This window comes from Haloarcula sp. H-hyl6 (assembly GCF_056934455.1).
Map to the genome: position 1 here is coordinate 1829551 of NZ_JBRIIK010000001.1, position 16113 is coordinate 1845663.

A 16113-nucleotide genomic window follows, 5' to 3' on the forward strand; every position below is an offset into this window, starting at 1 on the left:
TAACACGCCCCGGCGAGTAGGCCGGGCCATGCTCTCGTTCGAGGACGTACTGGCGGCGCAGGACCGAGTGGCCGAGACGGCCCGACACACGCCGCTCGACTACTCGCATACGTTCTCCGCGATGACCGACGCGGACGTCCACCTGAAACTGGAACTGTTCCAGCGCACCGGGTCGTTCAAGATTCGCGGCGCGACAAACCGCATCGCCACCCTCTCGACCGACCAGCGCGAGAACGGCGTCGTCACGGCCAGCGCCGGCAACCACGCGCAGGGGGTCGCCCTCGCCGCGACGCGCATCGGCGTCGACTCGACCATCGTGATGCCCGAACACGCCCCCATCTCGAAGGTGAAGGCGACCCGGAGTTACGGCGGCGAGGTAATCCTCCACGGCGAGGACTACGACGAGGCCGCCGAGAAGGCCCACGAGATAGAACGCGAGGAGGGCCGGACCTACGTCCACGCCTTCGACGACGACTACGTGATGGCCGGACAGGGGACCATCGGCCTCGAGATATACGACGACCTGCCCAGCGTCGAGACGGTGGTCGTCCCCATCGGCGGCGGCGGCCTCATCAGCGGCATCGCCACGGCGCTGAAGGGCAAAGACGAGGACGTCCGCGTCGTCGGCGTGCAGGCGGAAGGGGCCGCAAGCGTCGCCGAGTCGCTGGAGAAGGGCCACCGCATCGAACGCGCCGGCGTCGAGACCATCGCCGACGGCATCGCCACCCGCACCGTCGGCGAGCGAACCTTCGAGGTCATCCAAGAACGGGTCGACGAGGTGGTGACCGTCTCGGACCCCGAAATCGCCGTGGCGCTGACCACGCTCCTCGAGCGGTCGAAGACGCTCGCGGAGGGCGCCGGTGCCGTCGCCCTCGCGGCCGTCACCGAGGAGAAGTTCGACTACGCCGACGACGAGACCATCGTCCCGGCGCTGTGCGGGGGCAACATCGACCTCAACACGCTCACCAACGTCGTCATGCGCGGCCTCGTCGAGACGGGCCGGTACCTGAAGATACGGACCGTCCTCAAGGACCGCCCCGGAGCGCTGGAGGAACTCGTCGAGATTCTCTCGGCCCAGCAGATAAACATCTACGGCATCGAACACGACCGGACCAACCGCGACGTGGCGATGAACGACGCCGAGGTGGAACTGGACCTCGAAACCCGCGGCCCGGACCACGTCGACCGGTTGCTGGCGGCGCTCCGGGACCACGGCTACGAGGTCGACGTGCTCGTCTGACGGTCGGTTTTATGCGCGTGGCCGCTCGCTCTCGGGTGTGAAACGGACCGTCCACACCGACGACGCGCCCGCCGCCGTCGGCGCGTACAGTCAGGCGACGACCACCGACGACCTCGTGTTCACCACGGGCCAGATAGCGCTCACGCCCGACGGGGAGATGCGCGACGACGCGTCGGTCGCCGAGCAGACCGAACAGACCCTCTCGAACCTCCGGGCCGTCCTCTCGGAAGCGGGGGCGGGGATGGGCGACGTGTCGAATGTCTCCGTCTATCTCGCCGCCGTCGAGATAGCGGCCGTCGCCGCGACGTGATGGACCCGAAGACGAAATCGAGCGTCCTGTGGGGCGTGGTCGCTGCTCTGGCGTTCCTCGTCCTCGTACAGGGGTACGAACTGCTCGCGGGGGCCGGCGTCTCCGTCGGGGTCAAGGCAGGCGTCGCGCTCCTCGTCGCCGTCGCGGCGACGCTCCTGACCTACGCGGCCGACGGCCGCCTGCCCGGAAACGAAAGCCCTTAACCGACCGACCACGCACACTCGGTTGCGTGCCAGGATGGCCGAACGGTAAGGCGCACGCCTGGAAAGCGTGTTCCCTTCCGGGATTCTGGGTTCAAATCCCAGTCCTGGCGTCCCACCTTTTTCGTCGTCGGGTGCGCTCGCGTCGCTCGCACACCACGCCTCGAAAAACGCGGTCTTGCCGAGCGAAGCGAAGCAAGGCTCGTCAGAGCTTGCTCCGACGGTGGCGAAAAAGCCGCGAATCGCTCTGTGAGTCGGTCGAAACCGCACCTCCGGCGCGGTATGCTTGCTGCCGTCGGCTCCGTATCGACCAGTCTCCGACCGACGCTGCGAGTACCGGTTCCCGGCTCACAACTGTTCCAGACACTCCCGACAGTAGACGAACCCGGCGTCGTTCTCGGCCCCGCAGTTGGGACAGCGGGGTCGCGACGGGTCGGCCGCGGGGCGGTCGCCCCCGTCCTCCTCGTCGACGGGCGGCATTGGACCGCCCTCACGCAACCGCTCGCGGCCGTCGACGACGATACGGAGCAGGACCGGTATCGCCACGGCGAGGGCGACGAGGGCCATGGCGGTCACGAGGAGGACGTACACCTGTCCGGGCGTGACCATGTCCGCTCTACGGGGTGGAGACGGGTAGCCGCTTCGGGGTCACAAACCGTGGTAGAACTCCAGCGTGTACCCCTCGGGGTCCTCGACGAAGGCGGCGTACGCGCCGGCGGCGTCGATTTCCGTCGGTTCGAGGACGGGCGACGCGCCGGCAGCGATAGCCGTCTCGAACTGCGCCTCGACGTCCTCGACGGTGAACGCGACGTGGTCCACGTCGGCCCGGGACGGCGCGATGGGCGTCGTCCGGTCGGCGTCGTAGCGCAGTTGCAGGTCCCCGTCGCTCCCCGGCCGGCCGAGGTAGACGTTCTCGACGCCGTCGAGGGTGAAGCGGTGGGTCTCTTCGAAGCCCAGTTCCCCGTAGAACGCCATCGCGCGCTCGAGGTCCGAGACGCAGATGGCGACGTGTGCGAGGTCCATGGTCGGCCGTTCATCCGCGCGTCGAATGATTGTACCGGTTCGTCCGGTCGACGTGTCACCGGGCCTGCGCTGGCCGCCGGTACTATTGTCCCTGCACACGAACGTGTAGCCGAGATGGGGGGAACGGCGCCAACGGCGCTCTTGTTGGACTACACGCAAGACAAGGTCGCGGTACTCGAAGCGTCGGGAGCGTACACCTACGTGAACGCCGCCGCCGAACGTATCCTCGGGTTCGACCCCGACACGCTCGTCGGCCAGAACGCCTTCGAGTACGTGCATCCCGAGGACCGCTCGGCGGTCCAGACGCAGTTCGAGACGGTCGTGGACGCGGACGACCAGTTCGCGGCCGGCACCGCGACCTACCGCCACCGATGCGACGACGGGTCGTGGGTCTGGTTGGAGAGTCGGATGTCGAACCTGACCGACTCGGTGCTGGACGGCTACGTCGTCAGCTCCCGCGTCGTCACCGACCGCGTCGAGGCAGAGCGCCAGCACCGCGAGACGCAGGAACGCCTACAGGAACTCGCCGACACGACCGACGATGTCCTCTGGATGTTCGACGGCGACTGGTCGGAACTGCTGTTCTGTAACCCCGCTTACGAGGACGTCTTCGGCCGCTCCGTCGAGGAACTGGAGGGGGACCCACAGAGCTTCCTCGAGTCGGTGTATCCGCCGGACCGACCGGTCGTCGAGGAGGCGATGGAACGGCTCTCGGCTGGAGTACCGACCGACCTCGAGATGCGGGTGAACCAGTCGACGGACTACAACCGCTGGGTCTGGGTACAGGGCGAACCGATAGTCCGGGACGGAGAGGTGGTCCGCATCGCGGGGTTCACACGCGACGTCACCGACCGACGCCGTCGGGAACGGCAACTGGTCGTCGTCGACAACTTCCTCAGACACAACATCCGCAATCAACTGAACGTCGTCCTCGGCAACGCGGAGACGCTGGCGGCGGACCTGGACGGCGAGGCTGAACGCGCTGTGATGATTCGGCGGGCCGGCGAGACGCTCTTGCAGACGGCCGAGAAACAACGCGACATCGTCGACGTCCTCTCGGCGATGCCACAGTCCGCGACGACGGATATCTGTGCCGCGGTCGGCGACGCGGTCGCGTCGCTCCGCGAGCGGTTCCCCAACGCAGTCGTCGACGCCGACGTCCCCTCCTCGGTCACGGTCGAGGGGCCGTCCGAACTGGAGGTCGCGGTCGCGGAACTCGTCGAGAACGCTATCCGTCACGCCCGCTCTGAGACGCCGCGGGTCGCCGTCGCCGTCCGGACGACGGCCGACCGCGTCGAAGTGTCGGTCACGGACGGGGCCCCGCCCATCCCGGAGTACGACCGGAAGGTCCTGTTCGGCGACCACGAGATGACGGCCGTCAATCACAGCCGCGGCTGTGGCCTCTGGCTCGTCTACTGGGTCGTCGACCTCGCGGGCGGGCGCATCGACCACACCGCGGACGAGGACGGGAACACGGTCACGCTCTCGCTGCGGCGCGCGGCGTAGGCACACCGCGACCGTCGTCCGAACTGTTTAGGTCACCCGGCCGTTGGTCCGCCCATGGAGTACACGACGCTCGGGTCGACCGGCATCGAAGTCAGCAAGATATGTCTTGGCTGTATGAGCTTCGGGAGCGGACGCGAGTGGATGTTAGACGAGGACGAGAGCCGCGACCTGATAGAGCGGGCCATCGAGTTGGGCGTGAACTTCTTCGACACCGCTAACGTCTACTCGGCGGGCGAGAGCGAGGAGATTCTGGGCGACGTCCTCGCCGACTACGACCGCGACGAACAGGTCGTCGCCACGAAGGTCCGGTTCCCCGGCGCGAGCGACCACCGGAACGCGCGCGGCCTCTCGCGGAAGACCGTCGAGCAGGAACTGTCGAACTCGCTCGACCGGTTGGGGATGGACACGGTCGACCTCTACCAGATTCACCGCTGGGACTACGACACGCCCATCGAGACGACGCTCCGGGCGCTCGACGACGCCGTCCGCCGCGGGCAGGTCCGTCACGTCGGTGCCTCCTCGATGTGGGCCCACCAGTTCCAGCGCGCGCTCCACGTCAGCGAGCGCGAGGGACTGGCCCGATTCGAGACGATGCAGGACCTCTACCATCTGGCCTATCGGGAGGAAGAACGCGAGATGTACTCGCTCTGTGACCGGAAGAACGTCGGCGTCATGCCGTGGAGCCCGCTCGCCGCGGGCTACCTCACGCGCCCGCACGAGGAGTTCGAGTCGACGACCCGCGGCGTCCACGAGAGCGAGGAGGCCGAGGTGCCCTACGCCGAGGGACCGGGCAGCGAGGAGATAAACGAGCGCGTGCAGGAACTCGCGGCCGACCACGGCGTGACGATGGCCCAAATCGCGCTGGCGTGGCAGTTCCAGAACGACAACGTCACGGCCCCCATCGTCGGCACGTCCAGCATCGAGCATCTGGAGGCCGCCGTCGAGGCGCTGGAGGTGGACCTCTCGGCGTCGGACGTGGCGTATCTGGAGGACCCGTACGAACCGGTGGCAGTGTACGGGCACGAGTAGCGAGGGTCTGAGCGGAGCGAAGACTCTCGATGGTGCGGGGAGCGGAGCGAACCGTGGAGTAGCGGGATTCAGAACGGAGTGAGTGGCCGTCGGAAACGATTTGGACGGCCGGTGACTAGTGGCGAGTATAGTCGCTGTTCCGAACCTGCCATGATTCCGCCGCTCGTCCGCCGCTGTCCTGAGTGCGGGCACCTGAACTGGAGTCGTCGCTTTCCGGTCGTGAGCGCCAGCGACGGCCCGCAACTCGTCGAATGTCCGTCCTGCGGCTATCGGTTCGAGACGGTCGACAACCCGCGGCTCAACTGACTCGGCGCTCCAGTCTGCGCCCAGCGGACGGCGGTTACAGCTCTTTAATCACCGTCGCGGGATTGCCGCCGACGACGACGCCGTCGGGCACGTCCGCTGTGACGACGGCCCCCGACGCGACGACGGTGTCGTCGCCGACTGTGACGCCCGGGTTGATGACCGCTCTCCCACCGACCCAGACGTTGTCGCCGATAGTGACCGGCTTGCCGTACTCGGGGCCTGCGACTCGCTCGCCCGCGTCCAGCGGATGCGTCGCGGTGTAGACGTGGACGCTGGGGCCGAGTTGACAGTTCTTTCCGATGTCGACCCGGCAGACGTCGAGAACGACACAGTCGAAGTTTGCGTAGAAGTTCTCGTCGACGTGGACGTTGTAGCCGTAATCACAGCGGAACGGCGGTTCGACGTGGCAGTTCTCGCCGCGGCTTCCGAGGAGGTCGGTGAGGATTTCGTCTCGTTCCTCGGCATCGCTCGGGGTCGTGCGGTTGTAGCGTCGCGTCAATTCTGTTGCTCGTTCCCGCTCTTCGACGAGTTGCGGGTCGTCGGCGTCGTACAGTTCGCCACGGAGCATCTTCTCCTTCTCACTGGCCATAGCTACCCCTGTCCGGAGGAGGCGGATAGGCGTTTCTGCCGAGGGGGCCGGTCCGCTCGTCGCTACGCCGACACGAAATCACCGCTCGCCACCGGCACCACGCTCCCACCGACCTCGACACGGGCCTCGTCGCCCGCGCTCGCGTCGGCGTGGAGGTGGAGCAGGGACGGCCGCCCCATCTCGTAGCCCTGTTCGACGCGCACGTCGACGGTCGGGTCGCCGAGGTACTCGTGGCTGGCGAGGTAGGCCGCGAGACACCCGTTCGAGGAGCCAGTGGCGGGGTCCTCGGGTACGTCGTAGAACGGCGCGAACACGCGGTCGGCGAGGTCGTTCTCGTCGCTCCGGGCGTCGGGGCAGAACGCCAGCACGTTCTTCGCCTCGCGGTCGCCGGTCACCCGGTCGTAGGCCGCGCGGTCGAGGTCGACACTCGTCAGCGCCTCGCGGTCGGTCAGTGGGACGACGATGGTCGGCAGACCCGTCGAGACCACCTGCACGGGCCACCGGTCGTCGAGGGCCTCCCGGCCGAGGCCCAGTACCTCGGCCAGCGCCGCGTGGTCGAGTCGCTCGCCGAACTCGGGGGGTTGCTGTGTCATCCACAGCGTCTCGTCCTCGCGGGCCTCGACCGGGACCTCGCCCACGCCGAGGTCGAGCGTCACCGTCTCCGGTCGGTCGTCGGCCAGATGCTCCCGAATCACGTGAGCGGTCCCCAGCGTCGGGTGACCGGCGAACGGAATCTCGCTGTTCGGCGTGAAGATGCGGACCGGCCACGCGCCCTCGTCGGGCGACCCGGTGACGAACGTCGTCTCGGAGTAGTCTACCTCGCCGGCGACGGCCTGCATCGTCGCCGTCGAGAGGCCGCCGGCGTCGGTGACGACGGCCAACTGGTTGCCGGCGTACCGCTCGCGGGCGAACACGTCGACGATGTGGAAGGGCTGGGACATACGAGAGCCGACGGCGGCGGGGACAAAGAGCGTGTGGCTCCCCTGACCCGGCGTCACACACGGCACGTCTTTGACGCGCCGGGGCGTCGAAGGCCACATGGACACGGTCGCTATCGTCTGCTACGACGGGTTCGACGAACTGGACGCAATCGGCCCCTACGAGGTGTTCGAGAACGCCACCCGGTTCGGTGCGACGTGGGACGTGACGCTCCGGCCGCTCGATGACCGGTCGACGGTCACCGCGAGCCACGGCCTCTCGGTCGGTGTCGACGGCCCACTCGCCGACGTCTCGCCGGACCGCCTCCTGGTTCCGGGCGGTGGCTGGAACGACCGGAGCGACGCTGGCGCACGCACGGAGGCCGAACGCGGTGCCCTCCCCGACGCAATCGCTGCTGCTCACGAGGCCGGGACGACGGTCGCCGGCGTCTGTACCGGCGGGATGCTCCTCGCCAGCGCCGGCGTCCTCGACGGCCGCCCGGCGGTCACCCACCGCGGCGCCCTCGAGGACCTACGGGAGACGGCCGCCGAAGTGGTGGAGGCCCGCGTCGTCGACGACGGCGACGTACTCACGGCCGGCGGCGTCACGTCGGGACTGGACCTCGCGGTCCACCTCGTCGAGCGCGAGTGGGGCGCCGAGACTGCCGACGCGGTGACGGCTGAGATGGAGTACGAACCGCGAGGGCGGGTCCACCGGTCGGGGTGAGCGACCCCTTTCTGCCTCTCTGACGCGGTAGTCTGCGGAAACTCGAGTGAGAACTGCTAGGCGTTCTGGCGGGCGTCGGCGAGCAAGTCTTGGACGCTGACGGCTTCGCCGCGCTCGCTGCTCTCGACGGCGGCGAAGACGATGGCCATCGACTGGAGCGTCTCCTCGACGCGGGTGTCCATCGGGTCGCCGCCGTCAAGCCACTCGCAGAACTGCTCGATGAGCCACGCGTTCTCCCAGAGGGGGCGTTCGACCGGCGAGACCTGCTGGCCGTCGCCCTTCCGGACGCCCTCCCAGTCGCCCACGCGCTCCGGGTCGAAGGGGAACCGCTCGACCTCGCGGTTGTCCAGCAGGACGGTCTCGTCCTTGCACTCGGCGCGGAACTGCTCGTGGCCCCACCCGTTGAGCGTCGTCGCGTTGGCGTAACTGCCCTCGTACTGGGCGCGGGTGCCGTCCTCGAAGTGGAGCGTGACGAGGCCGGAGCAGTCCCCTTCGTAGTCCGCGCCGTCCGGCACCCACGTCTCGGCGTAGACTCGCTCACAGCGGGCGTCGACGAACGACCGGAGCATGTCCAAGTGGTGGATGGCGCCGTCGAGCAACAGCATGTCCTCCATCTCGTGGACGTACTCGGAGTAGAGGCCGCGTTCGCGGACGTTCCCGGTGTAGCGGGCCGTGAGGTAGTCGACGGGGCTGGCCTCCCTGAGCGCACGGCGGAACGTGGTCTTGTCCTGGTCGTAGCGGTGGCTCATCGTGATGCCCATCTTCGCGTCGGCCTCGCGGACCTTCTGGGCGATGCGGACCGACCCTTCGAGGGTGTCGGCGATGGGCTTCTCGGAGATGATGTCGAGGCCGTGCGAGAGGGCCGTCTCGACGACGGGTTCGTGGGCCGAGGGGGGCGTCACGACCGAGCAGAAGTCGGCGTCGCGCTCCGAGAGGGCGGTGTCGAGGTCGGTGTAACAGCGTTCGGGCGGGAGGTCGAGGTCCGTCTCGGCGCGTTCGAGTCGCTCGGGGGCCGTGTCGACGGCGGCGACGACTTCGACGCGGCTGGCGTCGACGTTGGGGGGAATCGCTTCCGTGGTCCAGTGTCGACCCTGTCCGCCGAGGCCGACGTGTACCATCCGGTGTGTCATTGGTACGTACCGATGCTGGGCGTCAATAAATGTCGCGCTATCCGCGGTGCCGTCACTCCTCGGGGAACTGGACGTGTCGCTCCATCCCGTCCTCGGCGACGAACGTCTCGCCGTCGAAGCGGTCGCGGGCCTCCGCGGCGAGTCTGTCGGCCCGGCCGGCGTAGCGCGTCGAGATGTGCGTCAGCGCGAGCGTTCGGACGCCCGCCTTCTGGGCGACGTCGGCGGCCTCCTTCGCGGTGGAGTGGGCCGTCGCCTTCGCGCGCTCTTTCCGGTCTTCGGCGAAGGTGGCGTCGTGGACCAGCAGGTCCGCGCCCTCGCTGGCCTCGATGACCGACTGCGTCGGGAGCGTATCGCCCGTGTAGACGAACGTGCGGCCGGGACGCGGGGGGCCGACGACCTCTTCGGGTCGAACCGTCCGACCGTCGTGTTCGACGGCCTCGCCGCGGTGGAGCTTCGAATATTTGGGTCCCGGCGGGATGCCAAGTTCCTCCTCGGCCTTCTCGCGGTCGAACTCGCCCTTGCGGTCGTCCTCGGCGAGGACGTATCCCACGGAGGCACAGCGATGCTCGGTGGCGATGGCCCGAACCTCGTACTCCGGGCGGTCCAGCACGGTGTCGCCAGCAGACACCTCGTTTAAGCGGACCGGGTAGGAGGGGGTGGTCCCGTTGGCCTCGATGAGTTGCTTGACGTTTCCTCGGGTGCCGGCGGGCGTGTGGATTGTGACCGGGTCCTCGCGGTCGTTGAAGTCGAACGTCTGGAGGAGGCCCGGAATCCCGAGCACGTGGTCCCCGTGGAGGTGGGTGACGAAGAGGTGGTCGACGGCGAACCCGGTGCCGTAGCGCATCATCTGGCGCTGGGTGCCCTCGCCGCAGTCGAAGAGGAGGTAGTCGCCCTCCCGGTTGACGAAGATACTGCTTGTGTTGCGCTGGGTCGTCGGGATGGCCCCGCTCGTCCCGAGGAACGTCACTCGCATCGTTCGTGTCGTCGGCCGCCCCCGCGTAAACGCGTGTCGAAAGCCGTCCGGCAAAGCCGACCTTTCTCGGGCTAACCTCGGCCTTGGATTCGGATGGCCCTGTCTTCGGGGTTGAACTGTCGTAGCGCTTTATCGGTTGTCCTGTTGTCACTTCGTCCGCATCGTCACCGAACTGATGATACCGAGATATATGATACGCACAAAGACAGTCGCCGCGTTTTTGGCTCTACTTGTCACCGGGATGCTCGTCGCCCAAGCCGCGGCGATACCCGGCGTGACAGCACAGCAAGAGACACCGACAGAGACGCCGACACCGTCGGACAACGAGACGGCCGCGAACGAGACGGTCGAACCGTCGGTCACCTTCGACGACCAAGAGACCGACGGCACCACGGTCACGGTGACGAACGTCACCGTCCCCGAGGGGGGATACGTCGTCATCCACGACGAACTGTTGGCCGAGGGCGACGCGCTCAACAGCGTCATCGGGGTCTCGGAGTACCTCGAACCCGGCGAGTACGACGAGGTGACCGTCCAACTGTTCGACGTGCCGGGCGCGGAGTTCGGCGCGGAGACCACCGAGACGGAAACGCCGACCGAAGCAGGCACCGAGACCGGCACGCCGACAGAGATGACGCCGACGGGGACGGAAACGGGGACGCCGAGCGAGGAGACTGCGACCGGAACCCCGACAGAGAGTGAGGCGACCGGGGCCCCCGCGGAGGGGACTGCGACCGAGACGCCCACCGAGAGTGAGATGACCGGGACGCCGGCCGAGGGCACTGCGACCGCCACGCCCACGGAGTCGGCCGACACCGGCGCACAGACCCAGTTGACGAGCGACCAGACGCTCACCGCGATGCTCCACGTCGACAGCAACGACAACCGGACGTTCGACTTCGTCACCACGTTCAGTCTCGAAGACGGTCCGTACGTCGTCGCCGGCGAACCGGTGACCGACAGCGCGAACGTGACCGTTTCCGAGACCGGTACGGAGACGGGAACGCCGAGCGAGGAAGGCACGGAGACAGGAACGCCGAGCGAGGAAGGCACGGAGGCCGGCACGCCGACGGAGACCGGCACGCCGGGCGAGTCGGCCGGCTAACGCCGTGCGATGACGACCGAGTGCCGGCGTCGCCGGACAAAGCCCGCCTTTCTTTCGCTAACTCGGACTTAGCGGCCGGTTGGTCGGTCCTTCGATTCTGAACTGTCAGCGCGGTTTATCGGGGCTCCTTCCTACCCATCGTTCGCGTCGTCAGCCCACTGACGACAGGAAGTAAGCTATGATACGAACCAGAACGCTCGCCGTATTGCTCGCGTTGCTCGCCACGGGTGCCGTCGCCGCGCAGGTCGCCGCCGTCCCCGGAGTAACACCACACCAACAGGACGGTCCGACGGCGCAGTCGGCGTCGTTCACCGTCGACATCCTGTCGGCACCCGAGAGCGCCGCGCCCGGGTCGACCGTCACCGTCGTCGCGGAGGTGACCAACGACGGCGCCCAGCGCGGCACGCAACCGGTCGAGTTCCGCGTAGGCGGCGCTGTCGCGGACCGGGCGGTCCTCACGCTCGGACCCGGCGAGAGTCAGGTCGTCACGTTCACCGCCGACACGGAGGGGCTCGACCCCGGAGACTACCGCCACGGCGTGTTCACCCGGGCGAACGGACAGACGGCGCTGCTCGTCGTCTCGGAGTCGTTCACCATCGAGGACTTCGACGCGCCCGACGCTGTCGAGGCCGGCGAGACGGTCACCGTCGACGTCGAACTGGAGAACCCCAACGACTTCGACACCACGCAGAACGTCTCGTTCTGGCTCGCGGGGTCGCTGGTCGAGACGCAGTCGGTCACCATCGACGACGAGGACACGGAGGACGTGACGTTCAACGTCTCGACGGAGGGCGTCCCGCCCGGCACCTACGTCCACAGCGTGTTCACGCGCGACGACGGCCAGTTCGCCGAGATTACCGTCGAGGAACCGGGGCCGGAGAACGCCTCGGTCGTGATGAACGACCAGGAGTCCGACGGGACGGCCGTCACCGTGGACGAACTCGTCCTCCCGAGCGACGGGTACGTCGTCATCCACGACAGTAGCCTGCTGGAGGGCAACGTCGTCGGGAGCGTCGTCGGCGTCTCCGAGTACCTCGAAGCGGGCGAGTACGAGAACGTCACCGTCACGCTGTTCGACGTCGAGGGTGCCGAGTTCGACGAGACCACCCTGACCGAGGGCGGGACGTTCGTCGCCATGCCGCACAACGAGACGACGGGCGACGAGACGTACGACTTCGTCGCCAGCGACGGCGCCGACGACGGCCCGTTCGTCACCGACGGCCAACCCGTGACCGACGCGGCCAACGTCACCGTCGCTGGAGCGGACGACAACGAGACGGAGACGCCCGCCGACAACGAGACGGAGACGCCCGCCGACAACGAGACGGAGACGCCCGCCGACAACGAGACGGAGACGCCCGCCGACAACGAGACGGAGACGCCCGCCGACAACGAGACGGCCGCACCGACCGGCAGCGTGACCTTCGACGACCAGTCCTCCGAGGGCACGAGCGTCGTCGTGACGAACGTCACCGTCTCCGAGGGCGGCTACGTCGTCGTCCACGACAGTAGCCTGCTGGAGGGCAACGTCGTCGGGAGCGTCGTCGGCGTCTCCGAGTACCTCGAACCCGGCGAGTACGACGAGGTCACCGTCGAACTGTTCGACGTGCCCGGCATCGGGTTCGAAGAGCCGACCCTGACCGAGGACCAGACGCTCGTCGCGATGCCGCACCTCGAAACGACCGGCGACGAGACGTACGACTTCGTCACGAGCGCCGGCGACGACGACGGGCCGTACGTCGCAGACGGGCAACCCGTGACCGACGCGGCCAACGTCACCGTCGCCAACGAAACCGCCGGCTGACGCCCCTGTCACACGTTCACATTTTTATCCCTGGCTGTCGTACCCCGCCGCATGAAGTTCGTCATCGTCGGGTACGGTCGCGTCGGGACGCGGACCGCACGCATCCTCCAGAGCGAAGGTCACGACGTCGTCATCGTCGAACGGGAACACGAGAAGGTCGACCGGGCCACCGACGACGGGTTCACCGTCGTCGCCGGCGACGGGAACGACGAGTCCGTCCTCGAAGAGGCGGGCATCGACACCGCCGACGCCATCGGCGGCCTCACCGGCGACCTGAACACGAACTTCACGGCCTGCATGATAGGCAAGGAACACGGCTGTCGGACCGTCCTCCGCATCGACGCCGACTACCGCGAGGAGATTTACGAGAAGTACGCCGCCGACGTCGACGAAATCATCTACCCCGAGCGACTGGGGGCCGCCGGTGCCAAGACGGCGCTACTCGGCGGGGACTTCAACGTCCTCGCGGACCTCACCGAGCGCCTCTCCATCGCCAGCGTGCAGGTGCCCGAGGAGTCGCCGGTCATCGGCAAGCGCGTCGTCGAGGTGGAACTCCCGGGCGACGCCCACATCTACGCCCACGGGAGCGGGCACGAACCGATGACGATTCCGCTGCCCCAGACGGTCATCGAGGCCGGCGACAGCGTCGCCGTGATGGCCGCACCCGACGGACTCGACGACGTGCGCGCGTCGCTCCGAGGCGAGGCCTGACTCGGAACTGGGCGGTAGAACGGAAAGGGGTGCGGTGTCCGGGCGCGCGATGGGAGGATGGGATGCGCTGCAAGCACGCGAGCAGCGTCGTAAGTGCCGTTGCGCGCCCGTGTGGACGAGAGACGGCCACGCGATATAAACTCCCGTCAGACGGACGGCACACGGCACGGCTTTTTGCCCTCGGGCGGCGTCTCACGCACATGGCGTGGCAGGACTTGTTCGAGCGAGCGGCGGCGTACGAGACGAGCGTTGAGCGCGTTCGAGACCGACTCCGAGAGCACCGGGAGACCGACGATGACTGAGGCGGCGCCCGCCCGCGTCGTCGCCGACGCCGACGTCCTCGCGGCGGACCTGCTCTGTGGGGACGAGGACAACGCGGCCCGGGCGGCGCTGGACCACGTCCGCCGACACTCGTGGGTCACGCTCGTCGCCAGCGACCCGCTACTGGACGACGCCGAGGCCGTGATTCGCGACCTGAGCGAGGCGTCGCTCGCCGGGGACTGGCGCGAGCGAATCGAGCGAGAGCGCGAGGCCGTCGACCACCCCGCGGACGACCACCCGGCGCTGGCCTCGGCCTACCGGGGCGACGCCGCGCACCTGCTCACCTACGAGGAGGACCTGCGGAGCGCGAAGACCGGCCTCTCCCTCCAGCCACACATGCAGGTCAGCGTTCGGCCGCCGGACGCCTTCGCCCGCCTGTTCGACGCCGAATCGCTGTACGAAGCCGTCGAGGGCGGCGAGTACCCCGGCCCGGACCGGGACCCGCGCGACTAGTCGCCGGCGCCCGACGCGACGGCCCCCGCGCTGGAGTGCGGGCGCGCTCCCGCTCTGTCGCCCACCTCGAACGCCGTCAGTAGGTCGTGGAGGTCGTCGGTCCGTGCGGCGACCGACCGGACCTCCCCGGTCACGTCGGAGATTGTCGCGGTCTGTTGCTGTGCGGCCGCGGCGACGGACTCCGCCTCGGCCTTCGTCTGGTCGCTGACCGCCGCCACCTCGTCGACGGCGGTGACCACCTCCTGGGTCGTCTCGGCCTGCTGACCGGTCGCGTCGGATATCTCCTGAATCGCGTCGTTGACCTCGCCGACGACGTCCACGATGTCCTCGAAGTTCCGCAGCGTCGCCTCGATGGTGTCCGTGCTGTCGGCCACGCGCTCGTTCGTCGCCTCCACGTCGGTCACCGTCTCGTTGGCGGCCGTCTGGACCGCGTCGATGCGTTCGGAGACGTCCTCGGCGGCCTCCCGCGTCTCCTCGGCCAGCGCCTTCACCTCGTCGGCGACGACGGCGAACCCGTCGCCGTCGGCGTCGGCCCGCGCCGCCTCGATGGAGGCGTTCAGTGCCAGCATGTTCGTCTGCTCGGCCACGTCGGTGATGAGGTCCACCACCTCGTCTATCTCGGCTATCTGCTCGACGAGGCCGTCGACCGACCCCGCGATGTCGTCGATGCGGCCCGCCATCGTCTCCAGTTCGTCTATCGCGGCGGCGGCCTCCTCGCGTCCCTCCCGGCCGCGAGTCGCCGCCCGGTCGGCGGTCTGAGCGGCGTCGTCGGCGGTGGCCGCTATCTCCTCGACGGTCGCCGACAGCGTGTTCATGTCCTCGGCGACGCTGTCGTGGCGGTCGGACTGCTGACTCGCTCCCGCGGAAATCTCCTGGACCGACCGGGCTATCTCGTCGCTGGCCCGGTCTATCTCGGCGACGCTCTCGGTGACGGTGTCGCTGGTCTCGGCCACCTCGTCGGCGAAGGCGGTCACCTCGCCGATGGTGTCGGCGAGCGTCGTCACGAGGTCGTTGTAGTCGGCGACGACTCGCTGGAACTCCGCGTCCACGTCGTCGAACTCGGCGTCGATGGTCGCCGTGAGGTCGCCCGCCTTCGCCCGTTCGGCGGCGTCGCCGAAGGCCCCCACCAGCTCCGAGAGCGCTTCAGACCGCCGTTCGAGGTCCTCGGTCATCTCCTGCAGTTCGGTCGTGTACGACTCCATGTTGGTCGCCATCCGGTCCAGCGACGCCCCGAACGTGCCGGGGACGTCCTCGTCCATGACCGGCGCGTCGAACTCCCGCCGCGAGAGCGCGTCGGCCTGCCGGGACACCGTCTCCAGCGATTCCTGCATGGCCCCGAAGGAGGCTAACAGACTCGCCACCTCGTCCTCTCGGTCGCTGTCGGGCACGTCGACGTCGACGTCTCCGGCGGCGATGCGGTCGGCACGCTCCGAGAGCGTGACCACCGGGTCTACGAGGTCCTCTCGGGTGATGAACACCGTGTTGGCGAACGCGACGGTCGCACCGGTGAGCAGGAGGCCGGTGAGGACGGCCTGTGCGACGCCACTCAGGAGGAAGGCGACGGCGGCGAGCGCCACCGAGACCGCGAACTGGAGGCCGACGGCCGCGAGTACCTTCCGCTCGACGGAGCCAGCGACGCCGAACGCGTCGAGTGACGCGCGTATCAGCCCCTTGTAGCGCCGGACGAATGTGTTCGACATACGCCACTGTTCCTCGGTCCGGTACTTCAATACACGGCGCGGTTCTCGAAATTCGAAAAGACAGCTGTC

17 protein-coding genes, 1 tRNA gene and 1 pseudogene are annotated in these 16113 nt (G+C 68.2%); 12 read left to right on the forward strand and 7 right to left on the reverse strand.

The genetic code is table 11. The features are described 5' to 3' along the window. Positions 1 to 28: 28 nt before the first annotated feature. The 4 genes and pseudogenes from ilvA to Hhyl6_RS09635 all read left to right on the forward strand — a co-directional run bounded on the left by ilvA (position 29) and on the right by Hhyl6_RS09635 (position 1863). Positions 29 to 1240: a threonine ammonia-lyase gene (gene ilvA / locus Hhyl6_RS09620; RefSeq protein ID WP_483738984.1), complete on the forward strand. Its 1212-nt coding sequence runs from the start codon at positions 29 to 31 to the stop codon at positions 1238 to 1240. Positions 1241 to 1277: 37 nt separating this feature from the next. Continuing rightward, positions 1278 to 1526, forward strand: a pseudogene (locus Hhyl6_RS09625) (Rid family hydrolase); the annotation flags it as partial. 23 nt (positions 1527 to 1549) lie between these two features. After that, the gene (locus Hhyl6_RS09630; RefSeq protein ID WP_483738985.1) at positions 1550 to 1753 is read left to right on the forward strand and encodes a DUF7981 family protein; all 204 of its coding nucleotides are present in this window, start codon (positions 1550 to 1552) and stop codon (positions 1751 to 1753) included. 28 nt (positions 1754 to 1781) lie between these two features. Further along, positions 1782 to 1863 (forward strand) — tRNA-Ser (locus tag Hhyl6_RS09635). A gap of 235 nt (positions 1864 to 2098) precedes the next feature. Here Hhyl6_RS09635 and Hhyl6_RS09640 read toward each other — a convergent pair. Together Hhyl6_RS09640 and Hhyl6_RS09645 are read right to left on the reverse strand one after the other, a co-directional pair. After that, complete coding sequence (locus tag Hhyl6_RS09640; RefSeq protein ID WP_483738986.1) at positions 2099 to 2359, reverse strand: DUF7577 domain-containing protein; 261 nt, start codon at positions 2357 to 2359, stop codon at positions 2099 to 2101. A gap of 39 nt (positions 2360 to 2398) precedes the next feature. Then, complete coding sequence (locus tag Hhyl6_RS09645) at positions 2399 to 2773, reverse strand: VOC family protein (RefSeq protein ID WP_483738987.1); 375 nt, start codon at positions 2771 to 2773, stop codon at positions 2399 to 2401. Between the two features lie 114 nt (positions 2774 to 2887). On the opposite strand from Hhyl6_RS09645, the gene Hhyl6_RS09650 reads away from it, so the two are divergent. From Hhyl6_RS09650 to Hhyl6_RS09660, 3 genes are all read left to right on the forward strand, one after another. Beyond that, the gene (locus Hhyl6_RS09650; RefSeq protein WP_483738988.1) at positions 2888 to 4279 is read left to right on the forward strand and encodes a PAS domain S-box protein; all 1392 of its coding nucleotides are present in this window, start codon (positions 2888 to 2890) and stop codon (positions 4277 to 4279) included. A gap of 54 nt (positions 4280 to 4333) precedes the next feature. Next, complete coding sequence (locus Hhyl6_RS09655; RefSeq protein ID WP_483738989.1) at positions 4334 to 5308, forward strand: aldo/keto reductase; 975 nt, start codon at positions 4334 to 4336, stop codon at positions 5306 to 5308. Positions 5309 to 5419: 111 nt separating this feature from the next. Beyond that, the gene (locus Hhyl6_RS09660) at positions 5420 to 5614 is read left to right on the forward strand and encodes a hypothetical protein (RefSeq protein WP_483738990.1); all 195 of its coding nucleotides are present in this window, start codon (positions 5420 to 5422) and stop codon (positions 5612 to 5614) included. 34 nt (positions 5615 to 5648) lie between these two features. On the opposite strand, the gene Hhyl6_RS09665 is transcribed toward Hhyl6_RS09660, so the two are convergent. Both Hhyl6_RS09665 and Hhyl6_RS09670 read right to left on the reverse strand, forming a co-directional pair. Continuing rightward, positions 5649 to 6203 (reverse strand): sugar O-acetyltransferase, encoded by a 555-nt coding sequence (locus tag Hhyl6_RS09665; RefSeq protein WP_483738991.1) that lies wholly within the window; start codon positions 6201 to 6203, stop codon positions 5649 to 5651. Positions 6204 to 6265: 62 nt separating this feature from the next. Further along, positions 6266 to 7144, reverse strand: a complete 879-nt coding sequence (locus Hhyl6_RS09670) for a PhzF family phenazine biosynthesis protein (protein WP_483738992.1) — start codon at positions 7142 to 7144, stop codon at positions 6266 to 6268. 97 nt (positions 7145 to 7241) lie between these two features. Here Hhyl6_RS09670 and Hhyl6_RS09675 point away from each other — a divergent pair, with 97 nt between their 5' ends. Beyond that, entirely contained in the window at positions 7242 to 7847 is a 606-nt protein-coding gene (locus Hhyl6_RS09675; RefSeq protein WP_483738993.1) for a DJ-1/PfpI family protein, read from the forward strand. A gap of 56 nt (positions 7848 to 7903) precedes the next feature. On the opposite strand, the gene Hhyl6_RS09680 is transcribed toward Hhyl6_RS09675, so the two are convergent. Then, complete coding sequence (locus tag Hhyl6_RS09680) at positions 7904 to 8977, reverse strand: Gfo/Idh/MocA family protein (RefSeq protein ID WP_483738994.1); 1074 nt, start codon at positions 8975 to 8977, stop codon at positions 7904 to 7906. A 52-nt stretch (positions 8978 to 9029) separates the two neighbouring features. Continuing rightward, complete coding sequence (rnz, locus tag Hhyl6_RS09685) at positions 9030 to 9950, reverse strand: ribonuclease Z (protein WP_483738995.1); 921 nt, start codon at positions 9948 to 9950, stop codon at positions 9030 to 9032. A 220-nt stretch (positions 9951 to 10170) separates the two neighbouring features. Between rnz and Hhyl6_RS09690 the strand changes: the two genes are divergently transcribed. The 4 genes from Hhyl6_RS09690 (at position 10171) to Hhyl6_RS09705 (ending at position 14344) form a co-directional block, all read left to right on the forward strand. Further along, complete coding sequence (locus Hhyl6_RS09690; protein WP_483738996.1) at positions 10171 to 11055, forward strand: DUF7282 domain-containing protein; 885 nt, start codon at positions 10171 to 10173, stop codon at positions 11053 to 11055. 178 nt (positions 11056 to 11233) lie between these two features. Beyond that, on the forward strand, positions 11234 to 12859 hold the full coding sequence (locus Hhyl6_RS09695) for a DUF7282 domain-containing protein (protein WP_483738997.1): 1626 nt from the start codon (positions 11234 to 11236) through the stop codon (positions 12857 to 12859). Between the two features lie 51 nt (positions 12860 to 12910). Beyond that, positions 12911 to 13570 carry a potassium channel family protein gene (locus tag Hhyl6_RS09700; protein WP_483738998.1) on the forward strand — a complete coding sequence of 220 codons (660 nt, stop codon included), beginning with the start codon at positions 12911 to 12913 and terminating at the stop codon, positions 13568 to 13570. 294 nt (positions 13571 to 13864) lie between these two features. After that, complete coding sequence (locus Hhyl6_RS09705; RefSeq protein ID WP_483738999.1) at positions 13865 to 14344, forward strand: DUF7384 family protein; 480 nt, start codon at positions 13865 to 13867, stop codon at positions 14342 to 14344. Here the strand turns inward: Hhyl6_RS09705 and Hhyl6_RS09710 are convergent. Next, positions 14341 to 16044 (reverse strand): methyl-accepting chemotaxis protein, encoded by a 1704-nt coding sequence (locus Hhyl6_RS09710; RefSeq protein WP_483739000.1) that lies wholly within the window; start codon positions 16042 to 16044, stop codon positions 14341 to 14343. The genes Hhyl6_RS09705 and Hhyl6_RS09710 overlap by 4 nt on opposite strands. Positions 16045 to 16113 lie beyond the last annotated feature (69 nt).

Bases quoted from the DNA above. Each gene is read 5' to 3' on its own strand.
- Hhyl6_RS09655 (WP_483738989.1), top strand. From the start codon at position 4,334: ATGGAGTACACGACGCTCGGGTCGACCGGCATCGAAGTCAGCAAGATA.
- Hhyl6_RS09645 (WP_483738987.1), bottom strand. From the start codon at position 2,773: ATGGACCTCGCACACGTCGCCATCTGCGTCTCGGACCTCGAGCGCGCG.
- Hhyl6_RS09675 (WP_483738993.1), top strand. From the start codon at position 7,242: ATGGACACGGTCGCTATCGTCTGCTACGACGGGTTCGACGAACTGGAC.
- Hhyl6_RS09680 (WP_483738994.1), bottom strand. From the start codon at position 8,977: ATGACACACCGGATGGTACACGTCGGCCTCGGCGGACAGGGTCGACAC.
- ilvA (WP_483738984.1), top strand. From the start codon at position 29: ATGCTCTCGTTCGAGGACGTACTGGCGGCGCAGGACCGAGTGGCCGAG.
- rnz (WP_483738995.1), bottom strand. From the start codon at position 9,950: ATGCGAGTGACGTTCCTCGGGACGAGCGGGGCCATCCCGACGACCCAG.
- Hhyl6_RS09630 (WP_483738985.1), top strand. From the start codon at position 1,550: ATGGACCCGAAGACGAAATCGAGCGTCCTGTGGGGCGTGGTCGCTGCT.
- Hhyl6_RS09670 (WP_483738992.1), bottom strand. From the start codon at position 7,144: ATGTCCCAGCCCTTCCACATCGTCGACGTGTTCGCCCGCGAGCGGTAC.
- Hhyl6_RS09650 (WP_483738988.1), top strand. From the start codon at position 2,888: ATGGGGGGAACGGCGCCAACGGCGCTCTTGTTGGACTACACGCAAGAC.
- Hhyl6_RS09640 (WP_483738986.1), bottom strand. From the start codon at position 2,359: ATGGTCACGCCCGGACAGGTGTACGTCCTCCTCGTGACCGCCATGGCC.
- Hhyl6_RS09705 (WP_483738999.1), top strand. From the start codon at position 13,865: ATGACTGAGGCGGCGCCCGCCCGCGTCGTCGCCGACGCCGACGTCCTC.
- Hhyl6_RS09710 (WP_483739000.1), bottom strand. From the start codon at position 16,044: ATGTCGAACACATTCGTCCGGCGCTACAAGGGGCTGATACGCGCGTCA.
- Hhyl6_RS09700 (WP_483738998.1), top strand. From the start codon at position 12,911: ATGAAGTTCGTCATCGTCGGGTACGGTCGCGTCGGGACGCGGACCGCA.
- Hhyl6_RS09665 (WP_483738991.1), bottom strand. From the start codon at position 6,203: ATGGCCAGTGAGAAGGAGAAGATGCTCCGTGGCGAACTGTACGACGCC.
- Hhyl6_RS09695 (WP_483738997.1), top strand. From the start codon at position 11,234: ATGATACGAACCAGAACGCTCGCCGTATTGCTCGCGTTGCTCGCCACG.